Source organism: Actinopolymorpha pittospori, from assembly GCF_014873875.1.
Taxonomy (GTDB): Bacteria; Actinomycetota; Actinomycetes; order Propionibacteriales; family Actinopolymorphaceae; genus Actinopolymorpha; species Actinopolymorpha pittospori.
This window is the reverse complement of record NZ_JADBEM010000001.1, coordinates 471566-485820: the sequence shown is the minus strand read 5'-3', so window position 1 is coordinate 485820 and position 14255 is coordinate 471566. Positions and strand designations below refer to the sequence as shown.

The following is a 14255-nucleotide window of genomic DNA, read 5'->3' as shown; positions in this document are numbered from 1 at the left end:
GGCCGGGCCTTTCGCGGGAGTCCCGGCAGCGCGGACGGGCGGTCTGCCCGCGTGTGCCCGCCGGGCGAGATGGCATAGGGCGGGCATCTGGTTCACCAACCCCATCAGGCGGACGGCGCAGACGAAGCAGGCGTTCTGGGCTGACCGGAACCCATCGACGGCCGGTGGCGAGCAGAGCGCTCCCGGCCACGGGATGGCCGGGAGCGCCCGGGTCGGTCAGCCCGTCGGCATGGTCGTCAGGTCCAGATGAGCCCAGTGGCCCTCGAAGAACAGCTCATGCAGATGTGCGTCGTCGGTCTGGTAGTAGACGCGGGGGTTGGAACCGTCCCGGCCGAAGGCGGCGAGCGCGCTGACCGGCGAGGCGGGAGCGCCCTGGGTGAGGGCGGTGATGTCGTTGTGGAACCAACTCCCGGCCCAGCCGAGTTCGTTCACGTGGCCGTCCTCGGTGAGGTAGTACACCCAGGCCGACGTGTCGGCGTAGGCGAAGGCGGCCAGTGAGGTGCCGACCGACGCGGGCTTGGAGCCTGTGTGGGCGGTCAGGTCGAGGTCGTACCAGGCGTTGGACCAGCTCAGTTCGTGCACGTGGCCGTCGGCGCTGACGTAGTAGACCCTCGGCGAGGTCCCTCCGATGCCGAAGCAGGCCAGCCCACTCGCCGCCGTCGCGAACGGCGCGCCGGTGGCCTGGCTCAGGTCGAGATGGCTCCAGCCGTCGCTGTTGTAAAACAGTTCGTGCACGTGGCCGTCAGCGCCGATGTAGTAGACGTGGGGTTGGGTGCCACCGCTGGCGAAACATGCCAGCGGGCTACCGGTCACGGCCCCCGGGGCGGCGGTGAGGGCGGACAGGTCGCCGTGTCCCCAGCGGTCGCTCCACCACAGTTCGTGGATGTGGCCGTCGTCGCTGACGTAGTAGACCCGTGAGTCGGTGCCCGCTATGGCAAGGCTCCCGATGGCACTTCCGGGGCGGGCCCGAGGGGCACCGGTGACCACCGTGAGATTGGAGTCATGCCAACCGGTGTCCCAGAAGGAGCCTCCGGACCACCAGAGTTCGTTGACGCTACCGTCGGTAGTGAGGTGGTAGACCCTGGAGTCGCGGCCGCTGACAGCGAAACCGGTCATCGAGGTGTGGGCAGCCGGTCGTGGGGCGCCGACGGCCCGGGTGGTCAGGTCCGACTGGTACCAGCGGTCGTTCCAGCCGAGTTCGTGAACGTGTTGTTCGCCACCCATGTAATAGAGCCGGGACGAGGCGCCGTGGACAGGAAATCCGGCCAGGGCCGTCGCGGAACTGGGTACGGCCGAGTAGATCCGCGCGAAGCTGGTGATCTCCCACATCTCCGCGTCGATGCCGCACTGCCCGTAGCCGATCCAGAAGTAGCCTGACTCGCCCCAATCGGTGCCCCATTGGTTCTTGCACAGCCAGGCCTGTCGGGTGTCGTCGTAGCCGATCACACATACGCAGTGGCCGCCGGCATAGTCGCCGTGCTGGTGGGTGTAGACGCCGCTCTTGTAGGTGTAGAAGTCGTCGTACACGGTGAAGCCCGTGACAAGGGGACCATGTTGGTCGAGGCTCGACTTCGTGGCGGTGTGGTCTGTCAGGCTTCGATACTGCGCCAGCTGCGTGAGGTCTTGTTGGTAGTCGTTTGGCAGACGTCCGGGTTGGTTCCCGGCCGTGTAGGGGTAGGAGCTCTCGGGGACGAGTCCGGTACGCGTGCAGTACGCCAGCGCGCCGGCTGGATCCCAGCCGACATCACAGGTCCTGCTGGCGCCGTAGAAAAGCTGAGCTTCTGACACGTCCTGCAGCAGCCCCGCGTCAGGACTGCCGAAAGGAAGTTGCCGATTGATACGCATCGCCGCATCGATGGCGGCGCTTACGCCGAAGGCGACGCAGGAACCGCAGCCGCCCTGGTCCTTGATCGCGCTGATGTAGTTGACCCCGCCGACGTTGCGCCAATCGACGAGGCCGGGCGTGGCTTGCGCCGCGAGGGACTGAAGATGCACTTCGTGCCGGGCAGTGGCGATCTGTTCCCGCTCCCGGATCGGGAGCTGGCCCGGACCGGGAACAAATCCCAGCCGGGTGGCGCGTTCACTGTCCGTCAACTGGGTCAGGCTGGTCTCGCCGGCCTCCCAGGACGCGCCCACGGAAGCGATGGCGCGGACGACACTCTCGAGGTCGATTGGCACACGCCCCCCAATTGTTCTTGATCGCCAGTGATCGGCGAATGTGGTGAAGCTAAACGCCTCGCAGACAGGTGCCAGCGGTGTCGATGTTAAGGACGAAGATCATTTGAATACAAGGACGACTTGGCATAGCTTTGGCCAAGCCGCCACCCGGCCCCAAGGAGAACCAACCCTCGCTGCTCGTGGACTGCTACGCCCCGGTGGTCGCGGCGGCCGGTCCTCTCGCCCTGAGTGGAAGGGTGCCGGTGGCTCCCGCGTTGAGCTCTGCGTGAGAATCGGTCAGGTTGCCCAGGTCAGCGGCGCGAGCGTCCGAGCGCTGCGCCACTACGAGGACGAAGGGCTCATCAGCCCCGGTCGGCACCCGAATGGGTATCGCGACTACTGCCCCTCCACTATCACCAGGATTCTGCAGGTTCGCTCGCTGCTGCAGGCCGGACTGCCCGTGAGGCTGATCCGAGAAGTCCTGCCGTGCCTGGGAGAGGAGCGAGTGCCGGCGGGCGTGGTCTGCGAGGAGTTCCTCGAGAAGGTGCAGAGCTATCGCGACCGGCTGGCTGCCCACATCACGGATCTGGCTCTCCAGCGATCGGCTCTCGACGCGTTCCTACGACAGGCCCGGCACACCCGAGGGTGACGATCGCGTGACCCTGACGCTGGCGTGAGGCTTCTAAAGACCTCTGCGTCGACTAGACCTAGCCGGTCGATCCATCGCCGCCAGGTGATGCCGGACGGCTCGATCCCTCACCGGACGGACTTGAGGATCCGCGTCACTGGCCCTGGCCGATGCGGCGGCACTCCGGAATCCCTCACCGATTTGGAGCGGCTGAGTCCACCACGACCCGGGGTGAGCAGCTGCGGATACACATGCGCGGACCTCCCGGAGGGGCGGATGAGAAGGGAACTGAGACCTCCGGATCTCACCGATATGCGTACAGGCCGAGACGTTGGCGTGCCCGCTGGCGGCGGTGCCCACTCATTTGTCAGGGTGGCGGTGTGACGGAGCAGCAGCTCGATGGCGGGATCGCGAACGCGGGCCAGATTGTCCGGGTCGGTCCGCATGTTCTTCGCCCCTCGAGTCCGCACTCGGGTTCGATCCATACCTTCCTGCAGGCGGTGAGAAGTGCCGGATTCAGGGGGGCCCCGATACCAGTCGGCATCGACGAGGACGGCCGCGAGCGCCTCGTGTTCATCGATGGCGAGGTCCCCGTGGCGCCCTATCCGGACTGGAGCCAGTCCGACACCGCGCTGGCTTCCATCGCCAGGCTGCTGCGCGGGCTGCACGACGCCGCCCGCCGGTTCGACCCTCAGGGTTTCACCTGGAACGACAGTCTGGCTGACCCCGCGGGCGGGACGCTCGTGTGCCACAACGATGTAGAGCCCTCGAACGTCGTCTTCCGTGACGGCATCGCCGTTGCGCTGCTCGACTTCGAGTTCGCTGCCCCTGGCCGCGCTGTCTACGACGTTGCCCAGCTCGCCCGCCTATGTGTACCGATCGAAGACGACTTCGACCAGGCCCGGATCGGCTGGCTGCCCGCCGACCGGCCGGCGCGGTTACGACTCGTCGCCGACGCCTACGGACTGGACCGGGACGGCCGAGCAGAACTGCTCACCGCCATGAACGATGCCCTCGCCCGCATCGAAGCAGCCGCGCGGCGCAGCGATCGATGCGGGTGACCCGAACGCCATCGCGAGGTTGAACCGGATGGGAGGCATCGAAAAGTACGACCGTCGGCGCCGCTGGTGGACTGCCCACCACGACCAGTTCGCCGCCGCCATTCTCTGACCCACAACCTCTGGCCGGAGGACTGGTCGCCCGCTGCGGCGGTCTGGGGCACCGGCCCACGCTCGCCTTCAACGGCACTTCGGGGATAGGTGCAGCTTGCGTCGGACTGCGTCAGCGGACGCGATCCAGCGCAAGGGCACTACCAGACGACATCGTCGAGCGCCGGCCACGGCGGACCCTCCCGCAGAACGTGAAGGAACGCCACTCCCGATTCTCTGCCGCTCGGGTGTTGATCGTTGCGACTCCAGCGATGCGCTGCGACGATCGCGAGTACGACCCCCCTGCACTCGCCGACCAAATCTTGGTCAGCGTCGGGATAGTCCTGGCTGACCTCGCTGGGCACCCAAGCCAGGTCGTACTCGACAGGCCCATGGGCGGTGTTTTCGAAGTCTATAAAGAGCGGCCCGTTCTTCGTGTTGAGGACGTTCCCCGGGTGCGGCTCGCCGTGCAGCAACTGTTCGAGGGCGCGCCGGTTGACGATTGATCGCCCCAGATCGCGCAGCGTGTTGGCGAGCAGCGCCCGGTCCATGTCCGCGAGATCGGGAGTGATGTCACGGCTGGCAACGTCTCGTTGAGTAGCAGCCACTCGATCCATGAAGTGCGGCGTCGTGACCTCGATCCGCCGCAGGCCGGCATGAAGACATGCGAGCGCCTGCGCGTACTCGGCCGGCGGAAGCATTCGAGACTGCACAGGTTCGAAATAGGCCCACATGGCGATCTTGAAGCCGTCATGCACGAAGACGCGTGGTTCGACCCGAGCATCGAGCGCGGCGACCGGGCTGCCCGTCTGCGCTAACCGTCTCACGAGTTCAACTTCTCGCTCTGCGCTTGCGAAATGCGTCATGGGCGTGACTCGGGCGACGATGTCGCATGGCGTCAGGCGGATGACGAGTCGGTTGGAGTCGCTGAGAACGATCGCGTCGTCGACGGCCAAGTCGAGTTCTGAGGCGGTCGACATCGCCGCAGCCACCGCACGCCGCGCCTCAGCTGCTTCCATCTCCGTGTCCCCTCCCCGCCTGCGCAGTCGCAGCACCAGGGCGACCTGTGTCCGGCCAGCACGATACGAGGTCGACGGATTGGCGACGTCGACTGACCCAGACCGCCGCGTCCCGGACGGACTTCTCGCGTCGACAGGTCCCCGAATCCTGGGCTCTATCGGTCTCGAGGTCCCGATGTCCTCGGCGATCGTCTGAACCCCGCTCCGCGCACTCAGTGATCAGATTGGCCGAGTCTGGACGCACCGATGGGTCGCCCAGCAGTTTCGTATGCAGATCTGGCTCAGGCGGTGTTGGTTGTGATCGTTGGCGGATTCGCCAGGCAAGACGCGGCCTCGACGTTCGTGGATATCGACGTTCGGCCTCCGCCCGAGCTTCCATCCGCAGCAAGAGTTGAGCTTCGTGGGGGTACATGACACCTTCGCGGGGTCGCAGCGGCGCCAGGCTCGACTACGTGAAAACGGCTGCCGTCTGCGGACGGTGTCGAAGCTGGCAAATGACCTTCTGCGACACGGCAGGATCAAGGATGCCCGGCGGAGCCGGCAGTGCTCTCATCGACTGCCATGCCCGCCAATTGGCCACCGGCAAGACTCTCCGCGATCAGGCAGCTCCCGGCAGCATCGCATTGCTGCATACCTGCGCAGCACGCGACGACACGTCCGTACCTACCGTGTCAGCGCGTGCCCCGCCGGCCGGGCAGGTCGCGATGCACCCGACCCCAGACGCCATCCGACATGAGCAGCCTCTCCAACGAAATTGAAGGAACGGGCCCGCAAAACACCAGCCGTCCATTCAGAGGGACTCTAACCGGTCGCGCGGCATCTGCCAATCGCGTTGGCCGCTGCACCGGGCGGTCCGGTCACAACGATCAACTCGCCCACACGCAAAATCGTGGCACGTCGCCAAATCGGGCGGCAGATCTGGCACGAGCCACGACGGGCGGCGCCGAGAGCACCTCAGCGTTCGGAAAACGATCCCTGACCGGCACGTGTATCGGAGTCGGTGGCTCGACGCTCAGTCTGGGTGAAGGTCGAATTCGTTGCTGTCTGGGTCGGCCAGTTCGACGCCGTCAGCGAGGTCGGCAAGACGGGTCGCACCGAGCGAGACCAGTCGTTCCGCCTCGCTGGTCGGGTCAGCGGTGACCAAGTCGAAGCGCTGCCGGTTCCTTCCGGTCTTGGGTTGGATCGGCGGTCTGCCCCATGGGTCCCATGAGATCTTGGTGCCGCCGAGCGGCGACTGGACCGCGGTCTGCTCGTTCTCCTCCCACACCAGCGGCCAGCCCAGCGCGTCGCGCCAGAACAGGCCGACGTCCCGGGAACCGTCACAGGTGACCTCGCCGAGGTAGCCGGTGCCGGCCAGGTAGTTGTTGCCCGGCTCGATCACACACAGCTCGTTACCGCCAGGGTCGGCCAGTACGACGTGGTGCTCATCGGCCCCTTGGCCCACGTCAAGGTGGCGGCCGCCTAGGCACAGCGCCTTCTCAACGGTTCGCTGCTGGTCCTCGAGGCTGCTGCTGGTCAGGTGGAGATGCAGCCGTCGCGGGCCAATCTCCTTGGTGTCGGAGGTGACGAAGCGGAGCCCGACCTGAGTCTTGCCACCCGCCACCAACGCGCCGCCGGACTCGGTGCGTACCTCTCGGTCGAGCAGCCCGGCCCAAAAGGCCGCCACCGCGGTCGCGTCGCCCACATCAAAGGTCACCGCTTCCAGTCGCAGAGCCACCTCTGCACCCTAGGGCGGGCTCCTGGCGTTGGCGACCCGGTTTCAGCCGCGGCTGAGCTTCGTGCGGGGCAGCGCGACCCGATAGATGCGGCCCTCGCGTACCGATTGAGGAACACCATGCGTACATACGCCGTGTGGTGCGCGGGAAGCGAAAGCGCTCTGACCAGCGGTGTCTCACATAGGTGGTACGTAACGATTCTCAGACAGCGGGGGCTATCTGGACGCCGTCGAGGCAGGATCACGGCAACCCTCGTCCCCACGGAGACCGCGCTCGCGACGTACATCGTTCATGTGGAGACCACGGCCGTAGCCCCGGAGAATTACGTGATCGTCGACACGACGGCAACGAGGTGCAGACCGGCGGACGTCGGCAGCAGCTCGAAGAGCCCGCAGACGCCATCTCAGCCTTGCACTCTCGCGTGTGAGACGCGGCCGATGCGAACCTCCAGCGACGCCGATCTGATAGCACCTGGACGGTGGCGTCGACGAGGTCGTGACGATATCGCTCGGACTCGCTTGCCTGCGGCGCGGCCTTGATGAGCTCGCGCCATCCCGCCTCGACCTCCCCCACGTCGTATGGCACAACCCGGGGGGCCCGCAGGAACTCCGGGTCCTGCACGAGGTCGACGTAGTTCGCCAGCCGGACGAGCGCATCTGAGAGGCCGGTGGCCGGGTGGGACAGAAGTGAGGAAGGGGGCTGCGTGGCGGAGGCAAGCGAGACCAGGACGCGGGTGGCCGACCCGACTCGTGGACTCGGATGCGGCCCGAGCGTGCCGACCGGGCGTGACACCGGCGGAGCGTTGCGAACACGGTCTGGCGATGCGTGAGGTGGGGCGCAGCCTTCGCGGGCCACGCCCCACCTCGCTGGCTGGTCAGTGTCCCTTGTGGTTGCTGCTCACGCGGAACCTGCTCACGACTGCCGCGTGGTCGCTGGCCCAGGAGTTCCCGGACGGGTCCGTCGCGGAGGGCCATCCGACCGTCAGAGTGTCGGAGGAGACCAGCTCGAGACCGCCGGAGGTGTTGTAGTCGACGTAGTCGATCCGGTCCTGCGGTTCTGGCTTCCCGTTGGCGTTCGTGCCCACGACCGGCGACCAGGTGGTGCCGGGGCTGGTCTTCGGGTCCGGGTTCGCCGTCCGATAGGAGTCCTGCAGGCCCGCCGTGGTGAACACCGCGGGGACCGGCCAGTCGACCGCTCCGACCTTGCAGTGGGCGGCTGAGGTGGCGGTGGTCCAGTCAGTCGCGGACGGGGATGCGAGGTCGCCGAGCAGGATGACCGGCGTGCCGGAGGCGAGGTCGGCGGCCATGGCCTTGACGACGACCCGCGCCTGGGCGTAGCGGGTGCTCGACTTCTCCGTGCCGAGGAGCCTCGCGGCGCCGACACCGTCGAAGCAGGCGCCGTAAGGTCCGTAGTTCGCCTCGTCGAGGTGGACGTCCCAGATCCGCACCGGCTCACCGGCGATGCTGACCGTCTCCGCGGCCGCCGGGACCGAATTGGTCGGGAAGACGGTCTTGGCGCTCGTGCCGGTCACCGTCGGGTACGCCGACACGATGCCGAGGTCACCGAGTCCGTGCACCGACCAGCCCAGGGCCGCACCAACCGACTGTGCCATCTCATAGCCGCCGTCTTGGAATCCGATCACTGCGAGGCCGCGGGCGGCGATGACGGCGAGGTTCTTGCCGGGCGCGTCGGTGACCTTGCTGCCTGCGTCCCAGGCGTTCCACGTCGCCGCTTTGAAGTCCGGTGCGGCGTTCGGTGCCGCGACCGGCACCTCGACCAGGATGGTGGAGGTCGTGCCGCCGCCAGTGGCCGAGACCGTGATCTCTCCGGCGTTCTTCTGCTGCTTCGGCGCGGTTCCGGTGACGGTGCCGTCGGCGGTCACCTCAAGCCAGTCATCACCGGAGACCTTGGTGAAGGTGGTCGGCGCCGCGCCGTTCCACATGCCGAGCAGCGGCTGGCTGACGGCTCCGGAGCTGGTGACCGCGGGAAGCTTGAACGTGTCGGTGACGAAGCCCTTGGGCAGGCTGTTCCAGCTGCCCGGCTGGACCGACAGCTTGACCCACTGGGCGTAGAGGGTGGCGACCCCACCGTCCTGGGCGGTCAGGTTCTTCACCGATGCCTGGTCGGCGTAGGCCACCTCGCCGGTGGGAGTCGTGCTCCAGCCGGCGAAGCGGTAGTTGTCCCGGACGAAACCGTTGGGCGCCAGCGCGGCCGCGGTGTCGTAGGTCAACGTGGTGTGGTCGGTGCTGCCCGCGTCAGCGCCGTTGCCGTTGTAGGTGAGTGTGTAGGTGTTGGCCGCGAAGTGTGGCGCGACCTCGACGTCGGCGCCCGGCATTGTGAAGGTGCCGTCCGCGTCGATGGTCAGACCCGACGGCTTCAGGACCTGCCAGCCGGCGAAGTGGTAGCCGGTCTTCGGGGTGGCGGTGAGTTTGACGGAGCCGCCGGGGCTGACCGAGCCCGCGGACGGTGTGCCGCTGCCGTGCTCGTCGTCATCGATGGAGACGAGGTGCTGCCCCTGTCCACGCCAGCGGGCGTACAGAGTGATCGACGCACCGTCGGTGGGGATCTGGTCGGTGAAGTCGGCGCCGTCGGCGTAGACGACGTGCCCGGCCGGGCTGGTGGCCCAGCCGGCGAAGTCCGAGCCGGCCAGGGTGTAACCGTTGGCGGCCAGCGGGACCGTGTCGCCGTAGTTGACGCTCTGGTCGGCCGTCGCCCCGCCGTCGGCGCCGTTGCCGTCGAAGTGCACGGTCGCGGAGTCCGGGATGAAGGTGGCCTGCACGGCTACCGGCGCGTTCGGCATGGTGAAGGTGCCGTCGGCGGCGATGCTGAGACTGCCGTCGCTGGGGCTGGTCACCTTCCATCCGGTGAACTTGTAGCCGGCCTCAGGTGTCGCGGTCAACGTGACCTTGTCACCCGGGGTCGCCGCACCCGACGAGGCCGATGCGGTGCCGTGGCCCGAGGAGGTCACGGCTACTGCCTGGGTTGGGTTGACGATGTGGATGATGAGCGGCGATCCGATGATCGTGTAACCGTCGTTGTAGAGCAGACAGACGGCATAGGTCCCGACCGTCATACCGGTGAAGGTGAGCGTGCCACCGGCTACGGGCGCCGAGCCGGCCGGCGGGCCACTCTGCGTGCCGGTCTGGGTGTATTGCCAGTACGTCGATCCCGCACCACACGTGGTCTTGTCGCGGTACCAGCCGATCCAGTTGCTCGTGCTCACCTGCCCGGCCGGCGCCTGGTAGGACAGGGACACCGGGGTGCCCACCACGGCGGTGGTCTGGGACGTGGCGATCGGGGCGCTGGCCACGGTGAGGGTGATCGGTGAGCCGATCACCGTGTAGCCGTCGTTGTAGAGGAAGTACACGTCGTAGGTCCCGGCGGCCACGCCTGGGAACTTGAGCGTGCCGCTGGCGACCGCACTGCCGGGCACGGACGTGCTGTTGTTCGCCGTGTACACCCAGTACGTCGACCCGACACTGCCCGGGCTCTGGCCGGGCTTGTAGAAGCCGATCCAGTTGGTGGCCGACACCCGGTCGGCGGGCGCGGAGTAGCTGAACGTGATCGGGGCGCCGGCGGCCACGGTCGTGATCGGGGTTGTAAAGGGCGCCGTGTCATCGGCAGCGGAAGCTGGTCCCGCGGGTGTCGCGACCAGCAGGGCGAAGAAGAGGGCGCCCACCGCCGCGATCGCGGCGACGAGCCGACTTCGAAGGGTGCGTGTCATCGGGTCTCAGGCCTCTCAGACGCTCGCCACGCGGCCGGCGTAGCGCTGGGTCCAGCCGGTCCCGGTGTCCGCGGTGAGGACGACGTCGTAGTAACCGTCCTTCGTCGGCCACGACACGACGTTGGACTTGCCGCCGGCCAGGTGAACGACCTGGGCGTCGCCGGCGTAATCGTGGGCGGTCAGGGAGTAGCGCAGCGGTTCGGTGCCGTCGTTGTGCAACCTGATCTTGACCGTGCCCTCCCCGCCGTCCTGGCCCGTCTTCAGGTCGGCCTCGACGCGGGGGAGGCCGAGGTCCTTCTGCCCCGCGGGCACGACCTGCCCGGCGAAGGAGCGCACGAAGCCGTCGTTGCAGTAGATCGAGAACGCGTACTTCCCGTCGGTGGCCGAGGCGTCCCAGGTGTACTCGCGCGGCTTGCTCGCGGTGACGGTGAAGGGCGTGTTGGAGAACGCCTTGTACTTGTCGGGGAAGACCTGGAAGCTCACCGCCTTGCCGTCCGGGCCACCTTCCAGAGTCATCGTGGCGGTGACCTTGCCGCTCACCCGGTCCTCCGACAGCCTCGCGTGCGGGTGGAAGGACAGTGGCCGCGGCTTCATGTGGTCGGCGGAGACCGACACCCGCTTGTTGGCCTTCGGGTCCGGGAACGTCGCCGGGCCAGGCTGCGGGTGGGCGAAGTCGAGCGCGCTGGTCAGGTCACCAGCGATCGAACGCCGCCAGTCGGTGATGTTCGGGCAGGTGAACGGCTTACCGAGGTGGGCCGCCCACGTCTCCAGGAACATGATCGTCGAGGTATGGTCGAAGACCTCGGTAGCGACGTGCCCGCCCCGAGTCCATGGCGAGACCAGCAGCATCGGCACCCGCGGTCCCAGGCCGAGCGGGTAGGAACCGGCGTACTCACCCTCCGTGCCTGCCTCAGGCCACGGCGGCAACACGTGGTCGAACTTCCCGTCGTTCTCGTCGTAGTTGAGGATGAACAGGGTGTGGTCCCAGATCTCGGGGTTGCCCTGCATGATGTCGAAGATCTTCTTGACGTACCGCTCGCCGTGCGCGGTGTCGGCGGAGGGGTGCTCACCCCACCCGTAGGGCGCGACGATCCAGGAGACCGCCGGCAGCGGGAACTCCGCTCCCGGCTGGCAGGCGTCGGAGAAGTCCTTCAGAACAACCTTGAGGTTCTCCTCGGAGTCGTTGTTCGGCGAGGACATGCCGGAGTAGTACATGGCGTTGCCGCGCCAGATCAGGCCGGTGCCGGGCTGCAGCTTCGGGTCGTCGGGGCTCAGCCCCTCCGGGTCGAACCCCTTGAAGTACTTCAGCTCGTTGTCGCCGTAGTCACCGACCCAGGTGCTGATGTAGCCTTGGCGTCCGTTGCCGCTGTTGTCGGAGTAGAGCCGCCAGTCGATGCCGACCTCTTGGAGTTGCTCGGCCACCGTGATCCAGGGACGGCTGTAGTTGGATTCGTCGGTGTTACCAGTCTCGCCGCCCGCGGTGCCGCTCCACAGGTACTTGCGGTTGGGGTCGGTCGGCCCGAACTCCGAGCAGAAGTTCTGGTCGCAGATCGTGTACTGCGAGGCCACCGAGTGGTAGAAGCCCATGTAGGCGGCGGAGTGGTAGTTCATGCAGTTGGCGCCGTTGTGCTGCACCCACTGGTCCCACTTACGGTGGTTGGTGTCGCCCCAGGGCCCGTGGTCGTTGCCCCAGGGTCCGTCGTCGACCTTCGGGGTGACGATGTTCCCGCTGCCGTCCTTCTGCTGGAAGACGGTCCTGCCGTCGGGGAAGGTCAGCGCCTGCTTGTCATCGAAGCCACGTACACCGGGGAAGGCGCCGAAGTAGTGGTCGGTGGAGCGGTTCTCCTGCATCAGGATGACGACGTGCTTCAGATCGGACATGTCGCCGTGGAACCCTGTGGGCAGGACGTGGCCCGGCTTCTTCTCGGCGAAGGCCGGGCCACTCCCGGCGATCCCGCCGAGGGCCAGGGCGCCGGCGGCCACCCCCGCGCCCTGAAGGACGCGGCGCCGGGTGGTGCCGGTGACCTCTTCTGTGCTGACGCCGAGCTCGGACTCGGACGTGGGGATGATCGGCTCGCTGGCCATCGATCGGGCTCCTCCGGATAAACGAAACAACTGCGGCCCTAACGAAACCGGGGGAGAGGAAACGCCGCGTGAACACCGCCCGACCGGAGACTCCCGACGAGTGTGCACAATGGGCGGGATCCGAGTCAGCGTGACCGCGGCACATAGGAGCGTTGTTCGCCGGCCGGAGCGAGCGGCACATCATCGCGAAGGCGACCGAGTCGACCGAAGGCTCGCGGAACCTGACCCGTGGCGTCCTGGCCCGGCTGCGCGCCCTGGCCGAGCCGCCAGCGCGGATCGCCGGCACCCGGGAAGCCGAAGCGCGAGGACTGCCACGGCCGGATCTGGGTCGACAACGACCACGGCGACATGGTGCGCAGGTGCCCCACCTGCGTCCCGACGACTGCTGAACGAAGCCAGACCGCATGACCGCGCCCGAACAGATCATCGAGCCGCAGGCCGCCCGTTTGGAGCTATGGTCTTGCCCGAGGGCCGTCTTCGAGAGTAGACGGATCCGGTCGATCGGGCGGATCGGGCGGCAAGGGGGATCGGGTGGTTCAGAGGGATCGGGTGGCGAGGCTCGCGGCGCACCGTACCAGCGAGCCGTCGGCGTCCGGGCTTGCCCGGCTGCTACGCGAGTTGGCCGACCCGGATTCGGGTGTTGGTGCACGCGATCTCCTCGAGGTAGGCCGGCTGGACGGCGGCATCGCGACCGCAACCCACCGGCTCCGGGTTGCCGACTCCCGGGGCCACTCGGTCGATCTTGTGCTCAAGCGATATCTGGTCGGCGACGACACGGTAGGACTCGAATGGGACCGGCTGAGTTTCGCCGCGCACCGTGCTGGCGTCGCCACGCCGGCGCCCGTGCTGGTGGACCTGGACGGCACCTGGTTTGGTACGCCGGCGCTGGTGATGACCGCGCTTCCTGGGGCGGTCCGCTACGACGTCGCGGACCCGGCGGGGTGGGTGAGCGCGCTGGCGCAAACGCTGGCCGAAATTCACCGGAGCGATGTGTCGCCACCGGTTCCCGCAGCTGTTCGCCGTACACCGGCATGGCGTTCGCTCGACCCCGCCGGGCTGCCTGAGCCCTGGCGCAGTGGCCCACGAGGGGGAGGCGTCACGCGCGTAGTCGAACGGCTGCGGCGCGTCGCACCGGACCTTCCCGAGGTGCTCTGCCACGGCGACTTTCACCCCGGCAACGTGCTCTTCGATGACGCGGGGGTGTCAGGTGTCGTTGACTGGAGCGCCGCGCGTCTTGAACCTGCCGAGGCCGACGTCTCCAACACCCGGGCCGAGCTGGCGCTTATCGCCGACCACCTGCCCGGGTTGTTCACCGCGGCCTACCTCGACGCGCGTGGGGTAACGTTGAAAGTACTGCCGCTGTGGGACGTTCTGGCCGCAGTGGCGATGACCGTGTGGATGCCGTATGTCGGCGACACCGTGAACGAAGGTAGCGGGGTCGACATCAGCCGAGCGGTTGCCCTCACCCGACTCGAAGCGTTCCTCGACGACGCGCTCGGTAGGGCTGGACCCGAGGTCGACTAAGTGTTCGTCCGCGTCGAACTGCACAGCAGGATGCCGAGCTTTGATCCCCGGCTGCTCGCCCAGCGCGCGTTCGGCGGCGGCAACGTGGCGCTCGGCCTGCTCCTGTTCGCCCCCCGTGTCCGCTGGAGGTTGCAATCCCGCCACCGCCTGCCGCCAGGCCGGGGCCTGTGCCCTTGCGTGCCAGATGTGGCGGCCGATCATGGTCTGTCTCGGTCAACAGCGGGCACAACCGTACGGCTCGTACGCCGAGCCGAT

At 67.5% G+C, this 14255-nt stretch carries 10 protein-coding genes; 4 read left to right on the top strand and 6 right to left on the bottom strand.

Annotation, left to right across the window (positions count from 1 at the left end):
- Positions 1-216 precede the first annotated feature (216 nt).
- The gene (locus tag HEB94_RS48890) at positions 217-2178 is read right to left on the bottom strand and encodes a C1 family peptidase (RefSeq protein ID WP_202896066.1); all 1962 of its coding nucleotides are present in this window, start codon (positions 2176-2178) and stop codon (positions 217-219) included.
- Between the two features lie 265 nt (positions 2179-2443).
- On the opposite strand from HEB94_RS48890, the gene HEB94_RS02300 reads away from it, so the two are divergent.
- The gene (locus HEB94_RS02300) at positions 2444-2806 is read left to right on the top strand and encodes a MerR family transcriptional regulator (RefSeq protein ID WP_192748413.1); all 363 of its coding nucleotides are present in this window, start codon (positions 2444-2446) and stop codon (positions 2804-2806) included.
- Positions 2807-3165: 359 nt separating this feature from the next.
- On the top strand, positions 3166-3846 hold the full coding sequence (locus tag HEB94_RS02295; RefSeq protein WP_192748412.1) for a phosphotransferase: 681 nt from the start codon (positions 3166-3168) through the stop codon (positions 3844-3846).
- 248 nt (positions 3847-4094) lie between these two features.
- On the opposite strand, the gene HEB94_RS02290 is transcribed toward HEB94_RS02295, so the two are convergent.
- From HEB94_RS02290 to HEB94_RS54210, 3 genes are all read right to left on the bottom strand, one after another.
- A complete protein-coding gene (locus HEB94_RS02290) occupies positions 4095-4952 on the bottom strand; it encodes an aminoglycoside phosphotransferase family protein (protein WP_192748411.1) in 858 nt (285 codons plus the stop codon).
- 1012 nt (positions 4953-5964) lie between these two features.
- Positions 5965-6669 (bottom strand): VOC family protein, encoded by a 705-nt coding sequence (locus HEB94_RS02285; RefSeq protein ID WP_192748410.1) that lies wholly within the window; start codon positions 6667-6669, stop codon positions 5965-5967.
- A gap of 238 nt (positions 6670-6907) precedes the next feature.
- The gene (locus HEB94_RS54210) at positions 6908-7240 is read right to left on the bottom strand and encodes an alpha-N-acetylglucosaminidase C-terminal domain-containing protein (RefSeq protein WP_420481570.1); all 333 of its coding nucleotides are present in this window, start codon (positions 7238-7240) and stop codon (positions 6908-6910) included.
- Between HEB94_RS54210 and HEB94_RS50070 the strand changes: the two genes are divergently transcribed.
- Positions 7163-7327: a hypothetical protein gene (locus tag HEB94_RS50070; RefSeq protein WP_238361391.1), complete on the top strand. Its 165-nt coding sequence runs from the start codon at positions 7163-7165 to the stop codon at positions 7325-7327. The two genes, HEB94_RS54210 and HEB94_RS50070, sit on opposite strands and share 78 nt — an antisense overlap.
- Positions 7328-7541: 214 nt before the next feature.
- Here HEB94_RS50070 and HEB94_RS02275 read toward each other — a convergent pair whose 3' ends face one another.
- Together HEB94_RS02275 and HEB94_RS02270 are read right to left on the bottom strand one after the other, a co-directional pair.
- Positions 7542-10391: an InlB B-repeat-containing protein gene (locus HEB94_RS02275; RefSeq protein WP_192748408.1), complete on the bottom strand. Its 2850-nt coding sequence runs from the start codon at positions 10389-10391 to the stop codon at positions 7542-7544.
- A 15-nt stretch (positions 10392-10406) separates the two neighbouring features.
- Positions 10407-12476 carry an alkaline phosphatase family protein gene (locus HEB94_RS02270; protein WP_192748407.1) on the bottom strand — a complete coding sequence of 690 codons (2070 nt, stop codon included), beginning with the start codon at positions 12474-12476 and terminating at the stop codon, positions 10407-10409.
- A gap of 531 nt (positions 12477-13007) precedes the next feature.
- Here HEB94_RS02270 and HEB94_RS02265 point away from each other — a divergent pair.
- A complete protein-coding gene (locus tag HEB94_RS02265; protein ID WP_192748406.1) occupies positions 13008-14000 on the top strand; it encodes a phosphotransferase in 993 nt (330 codons plus the stop codon).
- The last annotated feature ends 255 nt before the right edge of the window (positions 14001-14255 follow it).